Source organism: Arthrobacter sp. NPDC058127, from assembly GCF_042884555.1.
Lineage (GTDB): Bacteria > Actinomycetota > Actinomycetes > Actinomycetales > Micrococcaceae > Arthrobacter.
Genome location: NZ_JBHVTT010000010.1, coordinates 141,013 through 159,651, shown reverse-complemented (window position 1 = coordinate 159,651; position 18,639 = coordinate 141,013). Strand labels below are relative to the sequence as shown.

Sequence of the window (18,639 nt, the reverse complement as noted above, 5' to 3'; positions counted from 1 at the left end):
CTACGCCGCGTACACCTGGACCGCCGTGGCCTTGACCACAAAGTAGACGCGCGAGCCGGGTTCCAGTCCCAGCTCGGCGGACGCGGAGGGCGTGATGTCCGCTGCCAGATCGCCAGCCCGGACCCTGATGTGGTCCCCGTGCGGTTCAAGATCCGTGATCGCAACGGGGAACGAGTTGCGCGGGCTTCCGTGGGCGGCATCCAGGAAGATGGAAACGGCCGACGGCGGGAAGGCCGCGACGCCGGGCTCGCCCGGTTCCGCTTCGTCATCGAGGTGTCCCGCAACATGCAAGCTGGGCAGCTCCGCGGTGGCGGAGGTCCTGAGTCCGTCCTCCGTGACGGTGCCCGCCATGAGGTTCACCCCGGCCAGGCCAGCGGCGAATTGGCTTCGTGGACGCCGGAAGACCTCGCGGGTTGCCCCTTCCTCCACAATCCTGCCCTTGTCCATGACGATTACGCGGTCCGCGAGCATGAGCGCATCCAAGACGTCGTGGGTAATGATCAGGGCCCGACGCCCGGACAGGACGCGTTTCAGGAGCCGGCGCAAGTGCGGAGCGGCGTGGATGTCCAGTGCGGACATCGGTTCGTCAAGAAGCAGCAACTCGGGACTTGCCGCCAGCGCGCGGGCCACCGCAACACGCTGGGCTTGCCCCCCGGACAGCTGCCCGGGCTTCCGCCCGGAGAACTCCATGACGTCGACTTCAGCTAGCCAGTGCCGCGCGGTTTCGCGTGATTCCGCCCGGGAAGCGCCTGCGCTGCGCGGGCCGAAAGCCACGTTGTCGAGGACACTCAGGTGCGGGAAAAGCAGCGGTTCCTGCGCCAACAGCGCCGTACCGCGAAGGTGAGGAGGGGTCCATACCCGGCTGCCGCCGTCGAGGTTGAAGAGAACCTGGTCCCCGAGGCGGGCAGAGCCGGCATCCGGGCGTACGAGTCCCGCCGCGACGGACAGGAGCGTCGATTTTCCGGCCCCGTTGGGTCCGAGGATCGCCACGGTTTCCGCTTGCCCAAGGCTCAATGACACGTCGAGGTTGCGGGCCCGAACGGTGGCGTCAATGTGGAAACTCACGCGGCGGCCTCCGCGGGAATGTCCGCGCGGTGCGGACGCCGGTAAGACAGGCCGACGACGATCACAGCCACCGCGACGAGAACCAGTGAAAGCGCGACGGCGGCGTCCGCGTCGGTCTCGCGCTGCAGGTAGATTTCCAGCGGCAAGGTCCGAGTGACACCTTGCAGGCTCCCCGCGAAAGTCAGCGTGGCCCCGAACTCGCCCAGGCTGCGGGCAAAGGACAGCACCGCCCCGGACGCGAGCCCTGGGAAAACCATAGGTACGGTCACACGCCGCAGGATGGTGGTGGGGCGGGCGCCGAGCGTCGCGGCAACGGCTTCGTAGCGGTTGCCGGCCGTCCGCAAGGCGCCTTCGAGGCTGACTACCAGGAACGGCAGGGCCACGAACGTCTGGGCGAGGACCACCGCCGTCGTCGAAAAAGCGATCTGGATGCCCGCGAGCTCAAGGCTCTTCCCCAAAAGACCCTGCCGCCCGAACGTGTAGAGCAGCGCAATGCCGCCCACCACCGGCGGCAACACCAGGGGCAGGAGGACGAAAGCGCGGAGGAGCCGCTGCCCGCGGAAGGGCCGGCGGGCAAGGACGAGGGCCAAGGGTATGCCCAAGACAACGCAGAGCGCGGTGCTCGCGGCGGAGGTACGGAGGCTCAGCCCCAGGGCCGTCAGCGAGGAATCGGAGGTCACCAGCGGGATGAACTGCGCCCAATTGACCTTTGCGACCATGGCAGCCAGCGGCAACAAGACGAACAGGCCGCCCACTGCCGCAAGGCCATAGACCCACCGTGGAATCCCGCTGAAGTTCATCAAGGCTTGCGGTACGCCGGGGCTTGCGTCACCGGGACTTTCCGGGCGGCCCCGGCGACTCTTATGTGCGGCATGGATTCATCCTAGAACAGCGGCTGTGCCACTTCCCTGTGGGGGCGGATACCCTTGAACCATGACCTCTGCAAACTCCCAGTCCATGAAGCCGGCCACCGTTGCCAAGAAACTTGGCATCTACCTGCCTGCAACACCCCAGGAGTTCCAGGATTCGGAAATCACCCGCGCCGATTTCGCCGAGCTCCAGGCCAACGCCCCGGAGTGGCTCGCCGAGCTACGCCGCACGGGTCCGCACCCGCGTCCCGTGGTGGCACAGAAGCTGAATATCTCCATCAGCGGCCTCGCCCGCGGCGGAATCACGGATCCCCTGACGACGGCGGAAATCACCGAACTGCTCGCAGCTCCCCCGCAGTGGCTCGTCGTCGAGCGCGCCACGCACGCAGCCGTGCGCTCCGAGGCAAAGCGCATCAAGGAAGAAGCTGCCAAGAAGGAAGCCACGAAGGACGCCAAGACAAACGCCGCTGCCAAGCGGGACGCGCCCAAGGCATCCAAGCGGGACCACGCTTAAGCTCCAGCCGGACTTCCGCAGGAAGGCAGGACACCCCGGGGTGTCCTGCCTTCCTGCGTTGAGGAGCAAATCGGGCTCTCGCCTCCAGGGCTTCCTCGGCGCATACTGATTTCAAAGGGGTGCGCATTCGCGTGGAGGTGGTCCGATTGCCCGCCACAACTGGAATCCAGCTGACGTTCTGGGAGATCGGGCTGTGGGCGGTTTTGCTCATCTGCGCAGTGGCCTTTACGGTCGACACCGTCCGAAAAGCGGTCATCCACGGAGCCCCCGACGGCGGCCGCCTCGCCTTCCAGGGGCCCCTCGGCCACCGCGACCGGGACCTCGTCAAAGAGCCGGACGCCACCTTCTGGAACATCTTCGCCGGACTCGTGGTGATTGTCCCCGCAGTCCTCATCCCCGCGTTGGCCTCCCCCGCCGTCGGGCTCTTGATGCTCTTCCTCGGCCTAGCTGCCGCGGTTGCCGCCTTTGCCGTCGGCCGGAAACTGGAGCAGATACGTCAAAACCGCAGCGGTTTCACGGAAGCGGCAGCCCGTCACGACGCCCTCCTGGCCCGCTGGCAAAGGTATGAACTGGATCCCGCCAAGGGCATCGACTTCCCCGGCATGAGCGACGTCAACGTTCCGCAGACCGCCGCCTTGGTCCGTGCACTGCAGGAAGCCCAACGCTGCCGTCTCACTGCGGGGACGGACTATGCCCGCGCGGTCCAGCAGTTGGACACCGCGATGGCCGAAGCCGAAGCAGCGGCGGGTGCTTCCGCGCCGTAGGCCGCCTCGCGCCTGTTTCGTGCGCCTTATGGAATTGCCCCGATGTGCACCAGGAGTTCGTGCTCGGCACCGTCGAGGTAGCGGCGCAATTCGGCTGCGGCCTCTTCGCGCTCCCCGTTGCGGATCTGGGCAACCAAGGCGGCGTTGCGTTCAACGTAATGCCCGTGGAAGTCGGGGGTGGTGGCCATGGCGTGGAAGACCAATCGCATCTCGGCAAGCACTTTCTCCATCAATGCGTCCAGGGAGGCGCTTCCGGACAACGACACCAGGGCCTTATGCAGTTCCTGGTTGGCGTCCGCCATGCCGGCCACGGATCCTTCCGCGAGGGCGGCCCGGGCTTTGTCGACGATGACGTCCATGGCGTCTAGGGCTCCCGCCGGGACATCGCCCCACAACACGGCCGCCGGCTCGATCAAGCGGCGCACCCGGTAGATTTCGCGGACGTCGTCCGCTCCGGGAGCGGCTACGAACACGCCGCGGTTGGGGATGCGCTGGACCACGGATTCACCCGCCAGGACGGTGAAGGCCTCCCTCAGGGTGTTCCGGGATACGCCGAGCGCCTCGGACAAAGCTTGCTCGGAGAGCTTCGTCCCGGGCGGCAACAGGCCATCGGAGATGCGCTGGCGAAGCTGGGCGGCAACCCACGCTCCAGTGTGGGCGTGGGTGGCGTGGCCGGCGTCGGCGATTCCTTGAAGCGCTGCGTTCATGGGCATGTCCCAAATCTACCGAACGGCGATGCCCCCGCAGGCGACCCCTCAGCCGATGCTCGCGATCACCTCTCCGCGCCCGACGGCGGCGCCCGGTTCGTGCGGACCCCGCGCCACGGTGCCGGAACGGTGGGCCGGGACAGTGGTTTCCATCTTCATGGCCTCCAACACGGCCACGGGTTGACCGGCTTCCACGGCTGCCCCGTCCTCAACCAACCACTTCACCAGCGAGCCGGACATCGGCGAGGCCAGCCCGGCGTCGTCGGCCACAACCGGAGCCGGGGCAGCAGAAACGGAACCGCCGCCGCCGTTCATCAGCGCTTCGAACAAGCGAACGGGTAGCCCAAGTTGTACCGCTTTACCGTCCAACTCCACCGTGAACGTGCTTCGTTCGGAGCCTGGGGCCACGCGGGCGATCTCCGGAGAGGCGGCCAGCTCTTCGGCGAACTCGGTCTCGATCCACGTGGTGTAGACGCCGAGCTTGTCCTCCGAGGTGAAAGCCTCGTGGCGGACCACGGCCCGGTGGAAGGGAAGCACGGTGGGCAAACCCTTGATCTGCATCTCGTCCAGGGCAACCCGGGCGCGGCGCAGGGCCTGCTGCCGGTCCTCGCCCCGGACGATCAGCTTGGCCAGGAGGGAATCGTATTCTCCAGGAACCACTGAGCCGGATCGAACCCCCGAGTCCACGCGGATGCCCGGACCGGTGGGCGCCTCGAACGCGTCCACCACGCCGGGGCCCGGCAGGAAGCCGCGGGCAGGATCCTCGGCGTTGAGGCGGAACTCGAAGGCGTGGCCTTTCGGCTCCGGGTCTTCCGTCAGGGAGAGGACGCCGCCCGCGGCGATCCGGAACTGCTCGCGGACCAGGTCCACGCCGGAGGTTTCCTCGGTGACAGGATGTTCCACCTGCAGGCGCGTGTTGACCTCCAGGAAGGAGATGGTGCCGTCCACGGCCACGAGGTATTCAACGGTTCCCGCACCGTAGTATCCGGCCTCGCGGCAAATGGACTTGGCCGATTCGTGGATGAGCTTGCGCTGTTCAGGGCTCAGGAAGGGTGCGGGGGCCTCCTCCACGAGCTTCTGGTTCCGACGCTGCAGGGAGCAATCGCGGGTTCCGAGGACCACCACGTTGCCGTGCATATCGGCCAGGACCTGCGCCTCGACGTGCCGTGGCTGGTCCAGGAAGCGCTCCACGAAGCATTCGTCGCGTCCGAAAGCCGCCTTGGACTCACGCACGGCCGATTCGAACGCGTCCTCGATGTCCTCCAGGCGCCGCGCAATCTTGAGCCCGCGTCCGCCGCCGCCGAAAGCAGCCTTGATGGCCACTGGCATACCGTGCTCCAAGGCGAACGCAAGTACTTCGGCGGCGTTGGCCACAGGTCCGTCGCTGCCGGGAACAAGGGGGGCCCCGGCGCGGACGGCGATCTCGCGGGCGACCACCTTGTTTCCCAGTTCCCGTATGGACTGCGGTGCCGGGCCGATCCATGTGAGGCCGGCGTCGATCACGGCCTGCGCGAAGTCGGCGTTCTCGGAGAGGAAGCCATATCCGGGGTGCACGGCGTCGGCACCGGCGCGGCGGGCGACGTCGATCAGCTTGGCGATGTCCAAGTACGTCTGGGCGCCGGTGGAACCTCGCAGTGCGTAGGCCTCGTCGGCGAACCGCACGTGGAGGGCGTCGGCGTCGGGGTCCGAGTACACGGCAACAGACCGCAAGCCCTCGTCTGAGCAGGCGCGGGCAATCCGCACGGCGATCTCGCCGCGGTTGGCGATCAGGACCTTCTTCATGGCTGGGTTCCTTCGGAGACAGCGCCGGCAACGGCAGGTTCATGTGGTTCAAGGGTTGCGGGGTCCACGATCGTGAACCGCACGCGGTGGCCGGGCGGCAATTGCGCCGCCGTCGGCAGGTCTTCGGGTACGACGACGGCAATCACCGGATACCCGCCGGTCACCGGGTGGTCGGCCAGGAAGAGGACGGGATGGCCATTGGGCGGCACTTGGAGTGCGCCGGCAACGGCGCCTTCGCTGGGGAGCTCTGCCGTCCGGTTGCGTTCGATCGTCACGCAGCCGACGGGCTTGAGCCGGACGCCGATCCTGTTGGACTGCTCGGTGGTGACCCAGTCCTGGCCCGTGAGCGACCCGAGGGCGCTGGAATCAAACCAGTCGTCCCGGGGGCCCAGGGTGATGCGCAGCTCGGTAAAGACGGCTCCTAGCCGCAGCGTGGATTCCTCGGGAGCGCCGACCATCTGGAACAGCGGCGCTCTTCCCACGGGGAGCCGGGTCCCGGCCACCAAGCGTGCGGGACCGATTCCGGACATCGAGTCGCTTGAGCGGCTGCCGAGCACCGGATGCACATCAATCCCGCCGCGGACGGCAAGGTAGCTGCGGGCCCCGAGCGTCGGTTCCCCCAGGTTAAGGGTTTCGCCGTCCAGGAGGACGAAGGGAGCGCACATCGCGGCGCAGCGGGCCGGATCCCCCGAAGCATCGCGGATTTCCAAAGGGACCACCGCCCCGGCAACAGCGAGCACCTGGTCGCCGACGGCCCGGACCGAGAGTCCGCCCAGCACCGTTTCCACAACCGCAGCACGGGCTTCGTTGCCCACCAAGCGATTGGCCTGACGCGTCGATTGTTGGTCCACGGCGCCCGCGGCTGAGACTCCCAGATCCCCTAGTCCGGGGCGACCGAGGTCCTGGACCAGCGATTGAAGTCCGGGTGAGTCCACAACCAAGGCGGGTCCGTTGACTTCGCGGGCTGCCGGTGGTGCCGGAGTCAACGCGATGGCCTCTCGGACCGCCACATACCGGACCCGGTCTCCCGGACGAACAAGCGCCGGTGACTCCCGCTCGAGATCCCAGAGGACCGCCGTCGTGCGCCCGATCAGTTGCCAGCCGCCCGGGGACTGCCGCGGATAGACGGCGGAAAACGCCCCGCCGAGCGCCACGGAACCGGCCGGAACGGAGGTACGCGGCGAGCTGCGGCGCGGAACGTCGAGGCTGTGGTTCTCGCCGAGCAGGTACGTGAAACCCGGGGCGAATCCGCCGAAAGCCGCGATCCAAAGCTGGCCGGTGTGCCCGGCCACGACGCCGTCCCGGCCCAGACCGGTGAGCATGCCCACCTCGGTGAGGTCCTCGCCGTCGTACACCACTTCGATGGTGACGTCGCGGGAACTGTCGTGTGGCACCGCTCCCAGGTCAACATGCCCGACGGCGGCGCGCGCCGCAAGTGCCTCGGCGTGCGTTCCGAACTTAAGCAGTACGGTGGCTGCCGCGGCGACCGCATCAAGCTGGCCGGGCAGTGGCTCGGCAAGCAGGCGGGAATGAAACGCAAGCACGGAAGGGAGGTCGGAAAGCTCCACCAGCAAGGCGCGCGGGCCCGCCCAGCGTATTCCCGTGAGGCTCATGCGAAGCTCCGTACGGTGACCCCGGCGGACTCGAGTCCCGCGCGGACAGCGGCTGCCATGGCCACGGCGCCGGGAGTGTCTCCGTGGACGCAGATGCCTTTCTGCATGGACGTTCAGGGTGGAACCGTCGCGGGCCACAATCTTGCTTTCCGTTGCCAGACGGACCATGTTCTCCGTGATGGCAGCGTGATCGTGAAGCACGGCGCCTTCTTCGCGGCGCGATACGAGGGTGCCGTCCGGGTTGTAGGCGCGGTCAGCGAATGCCTCGGCTACTCCCCGAAGCCCCTTCGCTTCGGCTTTGGCGAGTGCGACGGAGCCCGGCAGGAGAAGGAGCGGGAGTCCGGGACTGAAGGAATGGACGGCGTCGACGACTGCCTGGGCATGGACCTCGTGGTGCACGATCGTGTTGTAGAGGGCGCCGTGGGGCTTGACGTACTTGATCTCCGAGCCGGCAGCACGGGCCAGGGCTTGAAGCGCGCCGAGTTGGTAGAGGACGTCGTCGGCCAGTTCCGTTGCGGAGCAGTCGAGGAAACGGCGGCCGAAGCCCGCGAGGTCCCGATAGCCCACGTGGGCACCGATGGCCACTCCTGCGGCGACGGCCTCACGGCAGGTGCGGGCGATGGTGCTGGGATCTCCGGCATGGAATCCGCAGGCCACATTGGCACTCGACACGTAGCGGAAGACTGCAGCGTCGTCGCCCATGGTCCAGTTGCCGAACGATTCTCCGACGTCGCTGTTGAGGTCAATAAAAGGCATTGTGATCCCCGTCTCAGGTTGAATACCTCACCATCATGCCTGAAACGGGAAGATTGTTCAACAATCTTGGTGGCGGGACCGAATGCCCGGATTCCAAAAGTGAGGTCTCGACCCTTTCAACGAGCGAAAGAGCCGAGACCTCACGTGTGGATAGGATCGACTAGGAGACCGGTACCGCAGCGACACGGTTGTTGGCGGTGACGATCCGGGCGGCCGTTGCCTGGCCCATCCGGACTGCGCCGTCGACGTGCTGGTAGCCTTCCGCAGCCAGATCGGAGGAGGACCAGTAGATGGGTCCAACGTTGGCGTGCTGGTCCTTGCCGTAGCGGTGCAAGCCACCCAGGTCGTAGCTGGCCGCGTAGGCCCCGCGGGTCCATTCTTCGGAACCCCAGTCGGATTCGTAGTAGACCTCGGCGTCCAGGGCCTTGTCGCCGAGGAAGCCCGCGATGGACTCGAGGACCTTCTTCTTGCGGTCCTCTGCGCTGAGCTCGAAGACGGCGTCTGCCTTTTCGTCCGAGATGAAGCCCACCAGGGTCCCGCGGGTGTCTCCGTGGTTCGTGTTGTCGTAGACCTCCTGAACCAGGGCGTCGGCGCCGAAGCCCGTGCCGGACAGGCCGTCTTCGCGCCAGAACGGCGTGCTGTAGACAGCGTGGACTTTGATGACGAGGCCCAGGGACTGATGCTGGTGCATCTGGTGCTGGCGGCGCGGCAGCGGCGGGTTGTAGGACACGCGGGAGTACAGGTTCGGCGGGACAGCCATGATGACGAATCGCGCGTTGACGGTTGCGCGCTCGGACTCAACGGTGACGCGATGGCCTTCACCCGCCGGCTCCCAATTGATGGTGCGGACCGGGCTGTTAAGTACGACGTCGTCACCCAGTTCCGCGGCGATCAGCAGGGAGACCTGCTGCATGCCGCCAATAACCCGCTTGTCCAGGATGAAGTCTTCGTCCGTCAGGTTGGAGAAGGAGCCTGCCGAAGCGGCCATCAGCACTGCTTGCAGCGCAGAGAAGGCGTGGGCCGGCTTGGTCAGCATGCCACCGGCGATGAACAAGCCGATGTTGTTGCAGGCTTCCTCGTCCGTGGAGTTCTGGCGCAGCCAGTGGTGGAAGGAAATGGTGTCCAATTCGCGGGCCTTGGGGTGGGCCCAGGGCTCCTCCGGGCCGATCTCGGCGGCGAGGCCGTCCAGGATGGCGGTGAGCTTGTCCATCTCGGCTGCAGTGGTTTCGCTCACCGGGAAGGAAGCCCCGGTGTAGCGGGTGCGGCTGCCGTCAGGTGCGAGGTAGACAGATTCGCCGTCGCGGTAGCGGGAGTACATCTTCAGGCCCAGTTCATCCAGGAGCCCCATAAGGGCGGTCTGGTCCGGGGACACCCATTGTCCACCGATCTCCAGCATGGCCCCGTCAATGGTGTCGGTCCACGTGCGGCCGCCGACGCGGTCGCGTGCTTCAAGCACGGCAACACTGAGCCCGGCCTTCTTCAATTCGCGTGCAGCCGTCAACCCCGACGGACCGGCACCGACAATTACGACGTCGCGATCAAGATTCAGCATGATGTCCTTTCTGTGGCCGTCCCCGTTGGCTGACCAATAAATGAATGACGTTCATTTATCTCAACTGTAGCTGGCTTGGCCCCGACTGTGAAGACCCAAATGGAATAATGCTGTGACACAGTCTCCAGAAAGGTCAGCGATGCCTGAACCCACCCCCGCTCCCGGCGAGACCAAAGCGCGCCGCAGGGCAGGTCGGCCAATGGCGGCGGTCCTGGACCAGGACGGCATCACTGCAGCCGCGCTGGAACTGATCAGCAAGAAGGGCTACGACGGCCTCACTATGGCCGCTCTCGCGCGCTCCCTGGGTGTGGCGCCGTCGGCCCTCTACAACCACGTGTCCTCCAAGGATGAAGTCCTCAAGCTCGTCGAAGAGGACCTGATGTCGAAGGTCGACTTCGGCGGTTTCAGCACGCTGCCCTGGGAGGATGCCGTCCGGCAATGGGCTTATTCATACCGCGGCATTTTCGCGAGGCACACTCCGCTGATCTCGGTGATCGCGGTTCTTCCCGTGACGGACGCACCCCAGACGCTCGCCATGTACGAAGCCGTCACGGAGGGATTCCTCCGCGCGGGTTTCCCGGAAAAGCAGATCATCCCAAGCATCGTGGCCCTCGAGGCCTATATCTTCGGCGCCGCTTTCGACGCGAACGCGCCGGCGGACATTTTCGATTCAGGCCGCTTGGCCGACTCCACACCGCACTTCACGTCGGCGGTCCGCAGCCTGGGGCCCGAGCGGAACAACTACCCGTCCGACCTCGCGTTCAGCATGGGCCTGGATGCGCTGATCACCGGGCTCGGGGCGCTGCGCGGGTAGCCCAACTCACTCGCATTTGTTGTCGTTATGAGCCGCCAAAACGACAACAAATGCGAGTCAGTTGGGGGTTACGGGTGAGTTAAACAAAGGAACCCCGGTCAGAGACCGGGGTTCCTTGAATTGCGTGCGCGAGGGGGGATTTGAACCCCCACACCCTTTCGGATACTGGCACCTGAAGCCAGCGCGTCTGCCGTTCCGCCACTCGCGCGCAACTTCCTTCGCCCGGGCCGCACCAGGTTTCCCCGGCCTCACCCCTGCGAAAGCAGCGAGATCAAGCATAACGGACAACGCGTTGAAAACGCCAATCGGCCAAGGACTGGGCCGTAAAACCCCGGGATGCCGCGGATTGGCGGTCCCCACATGATGCGGAAATCGCGCAGGAAGCGTCCCGAAATGACGCAGGCAGGCGAACTTTTCCGGCGTTCCAGGCGTTGTGGAATAAGGCCTTTCACAGTCTTGCCCAGTAGTATCGGGGTTGAAGACAGGCTTCTTGCGTGCGCTCCGGCCACTGCGGGGATTTGTCTTGGCTACTGATACTGCAGAGTCAACGAAACGGAAGGAGAAGGACCATGGGCTTGCTCGACAGGGTTGAACGTGGCATCGAAAAGGCCGTCCGCGGCGTCTTCTCTACCGGTTCGCGCGCGCGGGTGGAACCGGTGGAGATAGCCAGCAAGCTTCGCCGTGAACTGGACAATAAGTCCATCACCATTTCGGCCGGCCGTACCTTGGCTCCCAACGTCTTCGACGTCCTCTTGAGCAATGAAGACTTCGCTCGCGCCCAGGACTGGGGAACCCCCTTGGCCGAAGAACTGTGCGACGTCGTCATCCAGCACGTGCGCAGCCAAGGTTACATCCTGCAGGGTCCCGTACGGATCTCCTTCCGTCACGACGAAGCCCAGCGCGAAGGCCACTTCGAAATCACGTCCAGCACTGAGAAATCCAACGGGGCTGCCGCGCCCGCTGCCCCTCGGCCCGTTGTCCCCGCCGCGCCGCGCCGCGAGCCCACAAGGCTCCAGCCTGTCCTGGACATTGGCGGACAGCGCTATTCCCTCAATGCACCTTCTGTGGTGCTGGGCAGGTCGTCCGAGGCCGACATCCTTGTGGACGATACCGGCGTTTCGCGCAAGCACTTGGAAATCCAGACGGCGGACGGGATCATCCGCGCCGTCGACCTCGGTTCCACCAACGGAAGTTACGTCAACGGCCACAAAGTGGACGGCAGTGTGGAACTTACTGACGGATCCACCATCACCATGGGACGGACCAAGATCATTTTCAGACTTCTCCCCCAGCCCTCTGGTGGGCGCCCGTGAGCGACATCAGCGAACTGACAATCACCGCGCTCCGCTTCGGCTTCCTCCTGTTGCTGTGGGTACTGATCTTCAGCATCGTCTCGACCATGCGTCGCGATCTCGTGATCGGCCGCAAAGCGGCCATGGGAACTCCGACGGCGCGCGAAGTACGCAAGCATCCTGAACTCGCCCCCGCGCCACCCCAGCCAGTGAAGCAGCAAGCGCACCAGCTCGTCGTCGTCGAGGGACCGCTCAAGGGGACCACGCTTCCTCTGGCCGCGAGCCCCATTCTGCTGGGCCGCGCACAAGAGGCCACGTTGGTCCTTGAGGATGATTACGCTTCGGGCAGGCACGCGCGCCTGTTCCCCCAGGGCAGCCGATGGTTCATCGAAGACCTCGGCTCCACGAACGGCACCTACCTCGCCGACCAGCAATTGACCCGCGCCCTGCCGGTGGAGCTTGGCGTCCCCGTGAGGATCGGCAAGACGGTCATCGAATTGAGGGCGTAGCCCATGGCTTCCCCCCAAGCCTCCGAGGGCAAGTCACTGCCTCCGGAACTTCCCCTGATCATGCGCTACGCGGCGCGGTCCGACGTCGGTCGTGTCCGCTCGAAGAACGACGACTCCGCGTATGCCGGCCGGCATCTTGCCGTTGTCGCTGACGGCATGGGCGGGCATGCGGGCGGGGACGTCGCCTCGGCCTCCACTGTGCTGGACATGATCCACCTCGATCACGATTCCTACCCGGACGGCGCGGAAACAGTCCTGGCAGATGAAATCCAGACCGCCAATTCCCTCCTCTCCGAGCTTGTCCATGTGGACCCGAAGCTCGCAGGCATGGGTACCACCGTCACCGCCCTGCTGCTCGAAGGCAGGCGGCTGCACTTCGCGCACATCGGCGATTCCCGCGCCTACCGCCTGCGCAATGGCAAATTCGAGCAAATCAGCGTGGACCACACTTTCGTCCAGAGGCTGATCGACGAAGGCCGGCTGCGCCCCGAGGAAGCCGAAACCCACCCGCACAAGAACGTCCTCATGCGCGTTCTGGGCGACGTGGACGCCAGCCCCGAACTGGACCTGGACGAGCTCGACGTCGAACCGGGCGAACGCTGGCTCCTTTGCTCCGATGGCCTGAACTACGTCCAAGGGGCCGTCGTGGAGCAAGTGGTCCGCGAAACCAAGGACCTCGCCGAATGCGCCGAGCTCCTCGTTGAGCTCACGCTCGCCAACGGTGCCCCGGATAACGTCACCGTGGTCCTGTTGGAAATCGTGGAAGAGACCGGCGACCTCAGCACGGCCGCCGTCGACGTCGTCCAGTCCGCGCCGACACCCCCGAAAGCGGCCGACGCGGGAAAGGCCGCACCGAGCACGGACGAGCACAGCAGCGATGCGAAAGCCCCGGCCAAGGAATCCGGGGCCAACAGCCCCGCCGCCGGTCGGGTCACGCCACCGGAAACAACGTCCGACGCCGGGCCTTCCGCCGCAGCGGTAAAGCCCACCGCCGCGGCGGAGCCTGCAGCGACAGGTCCCGCAAAGCCCGCCGGGACAACTGAGCCTCCGACGGCGACAGACCCGCACTTGGGCGAACACCTGTCGGCGGAGATCCTCCGCGAAGAGCTTGCAAGCCGTCCGCACGAACTGGTCGGTGCTGCCGCAACCGCGGCGGAAACGGGCTCGATCCCCACCGTCGCCGGACGCAGCGTTGCACGCCGGGCAGCCACCGTGCTGACCCACAAGGCTGAACAGGACCGCCAGGATCCACAGCCGCTCGTCGCCCCGAAGCGGCGCTGGTTGACGCCGGCTATCGCGGCGGTCCTGGCCATTTTTGTGATCGCCGGACTGTGGCTCGGGTATGCGTGGACGCAGACACGATACTACGTCGGTGAATTCAACCAGCACGTCGCGATTTTCAACGGCATCTCACAGAGCCTTGGCCCTTTCCAGCTCTCGAAAGTGGAGGCCACGACGAACATCCGCATGGACTCTTTGCCTGAATTCACACAACAAGTCGTTCGCCAGACCGTACCGGCGCGGGATCTCGCCGATGCCCAGCAGATTGTGAAAAACCTGCAGGAGAAGGGCACCACCGGGCTGCCGGTCAATTGCCCTACAGGCACAGCAAAGCCGACGGCAAGTCCCACCCACGCGGCAAGCCCCACGCCGGCAAGCCCAAGTCCTTCGAACGCTCCAACATCGTCACCCACGTCCACGCCTGTCCCTACGTGCGCGGTGTCCCCATGATTCTGGCCATAACCACACCCAAGCCGCGCCGCAATGTCGAGCTCGTCCTGCTGATCCTTGCCCTCGCTGTGGGAATCGGCGCCAGCGCCATGGTCGGGCTCAATAGCGCGGCCGCTTTCGACAGTGATTTCTGGTTCCAGTCGAGTCTCTTGATCGTGGCCTCATTCGCTTTCCACATGATCCTCAGGTTCCGCGCAAAATATGCCGATCCGATCATGCTTCCGATCGTTGTTGCCCTCAACGGCTTGGGACTGGCCCTGATCCACCGCATGGACCAGCCAGGCGAGGACACAGGCAACAACCAGTTGCGCTGGACGCTCCTTGCCATGGCCGTGTCAATCGCTGTGGTCTGGTTCGTGAAGGACCACCGACTCCTCCGCCGCTTCACCTTTATCTCGCTCGCGGCCAGCGCAGTCCTTCTTGTATTGCCACTCGTTCCTGGCATCTCCGCCGGGGAAGTGCTGGGCGCCAGCGTCTGGATCCGGCTCGGCCCCATGACTTTCCAGCCAGGCGAAATCGCGAAGATCACCCTGGCTATATTCTTCGCAGGTTATCTTTCCTCCAACCGGGACCTCATCCTGCTTGCTGGCCGCAAAATCGGCCCCATGCAATTGCCGCGCTTCAAGGATCTTGGCCCCATGATCACCGCTTGGCTCGTGAGCATCGGCATCCTCGTCTTCCAGCGGGACCTCGGCACGTCCATCCTCTTCTTCGGCTTGTTCATCGTCATCATCTACGTGGCAACGAGCCGGATCAGCTGGGTGGTCATCGGCGTCGCGCTGATCCTCGGTGGCGGATTCCTGGCGTCCAGGTTCTTCTCGCACGTCGCGTTCCGCCTGGACAGCTGGTGGAACGCGTTCACCCCGGAAGTCTTCGACAGGTCCCCGGGCGGCAGCGGACAGATCGTCCAAGGCCTCTTCGGCATGGCCGACGGCGGACTTGTGGGCACGGGGCTCGGACAAGGCAGGCCGGATCTGGTGCCTTTTGCCAACAGCGACATGATCGTAGCCCTCATCGGTGAGGAGCTGGGACTGATTGGTCTCTTTGCCGTCGTGATGCTCTACATGCTGCTCTTCACCCGGGGGTTCCGCGCAGCTCTTGGCGCCCGGGACGCGTTCGGCAAGCTCTTGGCTTGCGGCTTGTCCTTTGCCATCGCGTTGCAGTGCTTCGTGGTGATCGGCGGCGTCACCCGGTTGATCCCGTTGACGGGGCTCACTACTCCCTTCCTCGCAGCGGGCGGTTCCTCTTTGCTTGCCAACTGGATCATCGTGGGTTTGCTGCTGATGATTTCGAACACCGCGCGCGGCCCGGTGGACACTACGCCCGTTACCCATGCCCCCACCGAGGCGGTGCAGACCTCATGAACCATTCCATACGCAATGCCTGGATGGCAGCCGTTGCCATGTTCGCCCTACTTTTTGGCGCAATCAGCTATGTCCAGGTCATCGGCGCGGGCGACCTCAATGACAATCCGTGGAACCAGCGCGCCGTCCTGGCGAACTACTGCAACGACCGGGGTGCGATCATCGTGGGCGGCAAGCCAATCGCCGAGTCCATTGCCGGGGACGAGACCTGCAAGTACCAGCGCAGTTATGCCCAGCCGGAGCTCTACGCAGGGATCACGGGCTACTTCTCCAGGACCTATGGGTCCACCGGGCTTGAGCAGCAGCTCCGGGATGAGCTGGCCGGAAGCTCAGACCAACTCTTCCTGGACCGTGTGAGCCAGATTTTCCTCGGCAGCCAGCCGAAGGGGGCTTCGGTGGAATTGACCCTCGATCCCGCGATCCAGAAGCTCGCCTACGACCTCATCCCTGATGGTCAGCGTGGCTCGATCGTCGTCACCAACCCTAAGACGGGCGCCATCATCGCCATGGTTTCCAAGCCGTCCTACGACCCCAACTTGATCGCAACGCACGATCCCGCCAAGGAAAAGGCCAGTTACGACCAAATCAACCAAGTCCCCGGGATCAACCTCAACCAGTCGGTGAGCGGACCCACCGGTGAGCTGCTGGCCCCCGGTTCCGTGTTCAAGCTCGTCGACACCGCGGCTGCATTGAGCTCCGGAAAGTACAACAAGGACAGCGTTTTGCCGAACCCGAGCAGCCTGCCCTTGCCCGGTTCGAGCGCATCGCTGCCCAACTACGCCGGCGGGAACTGCTCAACCCGCAACACGGCCGATTTCGCTTTCGCCTTGGAGCAATCATGCAACACGCCCTTCGCCAGCATCGCCTTGGACCTGGGCCAGAAAGCCATCGCGGACCAGGCCGGAAAGTTCGGCTTCGGACAGGATTTCGGGGACCAGCTCAAGCTTCAGACCGGGATCAGTATCTTCCCCAAGAATCTGGACCAGGCAGCGCTGGCCCAGTCCGCCGTCGGCCAGCGTGATGTCAAGGCCACTCCGCTGCAGATCGCGATGATGACCGCCGCTATCGCCAATAATGGCGTCCAGATGAAGCCGAACCTCATCAAGACTGTGCGGGCACCTGACCTTCGTGTGATCAGCGAGCCCAAGCCCGAGGCGCTGCGCACTTCCACGACGCCTGATATCGCCAGCCAGATCACACAGTGGATGACCGACGTCGTATCCCAGGGAATTGCGAGCGGTGCCGCGGTACCGGGAGTCCAGGTGGCCGGCAAGACCGGTACGGCGCAACTCGGCGATTCTGGCTTGAACAACTCATGGTTTACCGGGTTTGCCCCGGCCAACGACCCGCAGGTAGCCGTCACCATTGTCATGGAAGGTGTTGATGTGTCTACCGGCGCAAAGCTAACCAGTCCGAACGCGAAGAAGATTTTTGAGGCGGTGTTGAACAAGTGAGGCCTACGTCAGGAATCACCCTCGGCGGCAGGTTCCAGCTGACCAGTCGCATTGCAATTGGCGGCATGGGAGAGGTCTGGAGGGCAAAGGACCAGATCCTTGGCCGGATCGTCGCCATCAAGGTACTCAAAGAGGAATATACGGGTGATCCCGGGTTCCTCCAACGGTTCCGCGCCGAGGCCCGTCACACCGCGTTGCTCAATCACGTGGGGATCGCCAACGTCTTCGACTATGGAGAGGAAGACGGCTCCGCCTACCTTGTCATGGAATTGGTGCCAGGTCAGCCGCTGAGCAGCATCCTGGAACATGAGCAGGTACTTTCGCCGGACCGCACCCTGTCCATCATTTCCCAGACCGCCCGGGCACTGGCTCCCGCGCATGCCCAGGGCCTGGTGCACCGGGACATCAAACCGGGAAACCTCCTGATCACGCCGGACTTCCGCGTCAAGGTCACCGACTTCGGTATCGCCCGCTTGGCAGACCAAGTTCCACTCACGCAGACCGGGCAGGTCATGGGTACTGCCCAATACCTGGCTCCTGAGCAAGCCACGGGGCAAACGGCCACGGGCGCCTCGGACATATATTCCCTCGGGGTTATCGGTTATGAGTGCCTCACGGGGCATCGTCCGTTCTCCGGTGAATCCCAGATCGCCATTGCGCTGGCCCAGGTCAACGACGCTCCGCCCCCGCTGCCTGAAAGCCTGCCCACTCCAGTACGCGCCCTGCTGATGTCCATGCTCGCCAAGGATCCGAAGAACCGTCCCGCGGATGCCATCAAGCTGGCCGAAGCCGCAGAAGCGATCCGCGCGGGCGATATTTCCACGGCGCACGCCGCCGTACCGGGAATGTTGCTCTTCGAGTCCGCCACGGGCCCCATCACTGCTCCTACCGACATCGCCACCGCACCCACCGGGATCGTAGCCTCGCCGTACGGCAGGGAAGCGCGTTCGACGTCGACGTCGGCGCTCCCGGTGATCGGCGCCGCGGCAGCGGGAGCCGCAGCCGTAGGGGCTGCAGCCGAAGGCGGAAACGCTCTTGCCCGCGCCAATGCCTTGGCTGCCGAGCGCAGTTTGGATCAGGCCGACGCGCACAACCAGTACATCCATGAGGAAGAGGAGTACCAGGAGGAGCCGCCGCGGAAGAAACGCAGCCCGTGGACATGGCCGCTCATCGCACTCATCGTGCTCGTGCTGCTTGCCTTGGTGGGTGCGATCCTGACCCAGTCCGGGCTGTTCTCGCCGAGCAATCCAGCACCGGCCACTACAAGCGCGCCGGTCCAGAGTTCCAGCGCACCGCCAACCTCGGCAAGCCCGAGCCCCACGGAGACATCAGCCACTCCGACACCCACCACGACCACCGCCGAGGCCATCAACCTGATACCGGAGCAGTACAAGGGACAGCCGTACGACAAGGTACGCTCGGACCTCAATGCACTCGGCCTCGTTGTCAGCGGCGTCCAGGTCTTTGATCCGTCCACGCCCGGCACCGTCATCGATATCAATCCTTCGGGTCCCGTGGCCAAGGGATCAACCATCACGGTCAGCTACTCCAAGGGACCGCAGATGGTTACTGTGCCGACCATCGGCCAGGGCGCCGCCGAATCACAGGTGCAGGCCGCCATCGAAGGCGCCGGCCTGCGCTGGGTCACTGGAGCCCCCGTTGATGGAGCGACCGGCCAAGCGCCGGGAACTTTCGTCAGTTCCGATCCCGCGGCCGGGCAGAAAGTACCTTCGGGGTCCGTCGTGACCTATCACCTGTCAAAGTCGGCCCCGTCTTCGTCTGCTACACCCGGCAAATAGGACACCATGCCAACCGGTCGCTCCACACCTGCCCACAGAGAGGACAGCACTCCC

General features: G+C 65.0%; 15 protein-coding genes, 1 tRNA gene and 1 pseudogene. 9 read left to right on the top strand and 8 right to left on the bottom strand.

Going from position 1 to position 18,639, the window contains the following annotated elements:
* A complete protein-coding gene (locus ACFVTG_RS14820; protein ID WP_390281552.1) occupies positions 1 to 1,065 on the bottom strand; it encodes a sulfate/molybdate ABC transporter ATP-binding protein in 1,065 nt (354 codons plus the stop codon).
* On the bottom strand, positions 1,062 to 1,865 hold the full coding sequence (locus tag ACFVTG_RS14815) for an ABC transporter permease (RefSeq protein ID WP_390281550.1): 804 nt from the start codon (positions 1,863 to 1,865) through the stop codon (positions 1,062 to 1,064). The genes ACFVTG_RS14820 and ACFVTG_RS14815 overlap by 4 nt, the downstream gene beginning before the upstream one ends.
* A gap of 133 nt (positions 1,866 to 1,998) precedes the next feature.
* On the opposite strand from ACFVTG_RS14815, the gene ACFVTG_RS14810 reads away from it, so the two are divergent.
* Positions 1,999 to 2,448, top strand: a complete 450-nt coding sequence (locus tag ACFVTG_RS14810) for a DUF5997 family protein (protein WP_284750966.1) — start codon at positions 1,999 to 2,001, stop codon at positions 2,446 to 2,448.
* A gap of 146 nt (positions 2,449 to 2,594) precedes the next feature.
* On the top strand, positions 2,595 to 3,212 hold the full coding sequence (locus ACFVTG_RS14805) for a hypothetical protein (RefSeq protein ID WP_390281548.1): 618 nt from the start codon (positions 2,595 to 2,597) through the stop codon (positions 3,210 to 3,212).
* 26 nt (positions 3,213 to 3,238) lie between these two features.
* Here ACFVTG_RS14805 and ACFVTG_RS14800 read toward each other — a convergent pair whose 3' ends face one another.
* The 5 genes and pseudogenes from ACFVTG_RS14800 to ACFVTG_RS14780 all read right to left on the bottom strand — a co-directional run bounded on the left by ACFVTG_RS14800 (position 3,239) and on the right by ACFVTG_RS14780 (position 9,622).
* Positions 3,239 to 3,925, bottom strand: a complete 687-nt coding sequence (locus ACFVTG_RS14800) for a GntR family transcriptional regulator (RefSeq protein ID WP_284750968.1) — start codon at positions 3,923 to 3,925, stop codon at positions 3,239 to 3,241.
* Positions 3,926 to 3,967: 42 nt separating this feature from the next.
* Positions 3,968 to 5,701, bottom strand: a complete 1,734-nt coding sequence (locus ACFVTG_RS14795; RefSeq protein ID WP_390281545.1) for an acetyl/propionyl/methylcrotonyl-CoA carboxylase subunit alpha — start codon at positions 5,699 to 5,701, stop codon at positions 3,968 to 3,970.
* Positions 5,698 to 7,314: a 5-oxoprolinase/urea amidolyase family protein gene (locus ACFVTG_RS14790; RefSeq protein ID WP_284750970.1), complete on the bottom strand. Its 1,617-nt coding sequence runs from the start codon at positions 7,312 to 7,314 to the stop codon at positions 5,698 to 5,700. Before ACFVTG_RS14790 ends, ACFVTG_RS14795 begins: the two co-directional genes overlap by 4 nt.
* A pseudogene (locus ACFVTG_RS14785) lies at positions 7,311 to 8,070 on the bottom strand (LamB/YcsF family protein). Before ACFVTG_RS14785 ends, ACFVTG_RS14790 begins: the two are co-directional and overlap by 4 nt.
* 160 nt (positions 8,071 to 8,230) lie before the next feature.
* The gene (locus tag ACFVTG_RS14780) at positions 8,231 to 9,622 is read right to left on the bottom strand and encodes a flavin monoamine oxidase family protein (protein ID WP_390281542.1); all 1,392 of its coding nucleotides are present in this window, start codon (positions 9,620 to 9,622) and stop codon (positions 8,231 to 8,233) included.
* 139 nt (positions 9,623 to 9,761) lie between these two features.
* Between ACFVTG_RS14780 and ACFVTG_RS14775 the strand changes: the two genes are divergently transcribed.
* A complete protein-coding gene (locus tag ACFVTG_RS14775) occupies positions 9,762 to 10,436 on the top strand; it encodes a TetR/AcrR family transcriptional regulator (protein WP_284750973.1) in 675 nt (224 codons plus the stop codon).
* Positions 10,437 to 10,561: 125 nt separating this feature from the next.
* Here ACFVTG_RS14775 and ACFVTG_RS14770 read toward each other — a convergent pair.
* Positions 10,562 to 10,644, bottom strand: a tRNA-Leu gene (locus ACFVTG_RS14770).
* Positions 10,645 to 11,005: 361 nt separating this feature from the next.
* Here ACFVTG_RS14770 and ACFVTG_RS14765 point away from each other — a divergent pair.
* From ACFVTG_RS14765 to ACFVTG_RS14740, 6 genes are read left to right on the top strand one after another with little or no spacing between them, the layout of a single operon-like run.
* Positions 11,006 to 11,749 (top strand): FhaA domain-containing protein, encoded by a 744-nt coding sequence (locus ACFVTG_RS14765; protein WP_390281540.1) that lies wholly within the window; start codon positions 11,006 to 11,008, stop codon positions 11,747 to 11,749.
* A gap of 5 nt (positions 11,750 to 11,754) precedes the next feature.
* Entirely contained in the window at positions 11,755 to 12,237 is a 483-nt protein-coding gene (locus tag ACFVTG_RS14760) for an FHA domain-containing protein (RefSeq protein ID WP_284751097.1), read from the top strand.
* Positions 12,238 to 12,240: 3 nt separating this feature from the next.
* Positions 12,241 to 13,968, top strand: a complete 1,728-nt coding sequence (locus ACFVTG_RS14755; protein ID WP_390281538.1) for a PP2C family protein-serine/threonine phosphatase — start codon at positions 12,241 to 12,243, stop codon at positions 13,966 to 13,968.
* On the top strand, positions 13,965 to 15,332 hold the full coding sequence (locus ACFVTG_RS14750; protein WP_284750976.1) for an FtsW/RodA/SpoVE family cell cycle protein: 1,368 nt from the start codon (positions 13,965 to 13,967) through the stop codon (positions 15,330 to 15,332). The genes ACFVTG_RS14755 and ACFVTG_RS14750 overlap by 4 nt, the downstream gene beginning before the upstream one ends.
* The gene (locus ACFVTG_RS14745; RefSeq protein ID WP_390281535.1) at positions 15,329 to 16,786 is read left to right on the top strand and encodes a penicillin-binding transpeptidase domain-containing protein; all 1,458 of its coding nucleotides are present in this window, start codon (positions 15,329 to 15,331) and stop codon (positions 16,784 to 16,786) included. The genes ACFVTG_RS14750 and ACFVTG_RS14745 overlap by 4 nt, the downstream gene beginning before the upstream one ends.
* Positions 16,783 to 18,585: a protein kinase gene (locus ACFVTG_RS14740; RefSeq protein ID WP_390281533.1), complete on the top strand. Its 1,803-nt coding sequence runs from the start codon at positions 16,783 to 16,785 to the stop codon at positions 18,583 to 18,585. The genes ACFVTG_RS14745 and ACFVTG_RS14740 overlap by 4 nt, the downstream gene beginning before the upstream one ends.
* Positions 18,586 to 18,639 lie beyond the last annotated feature (54 nt).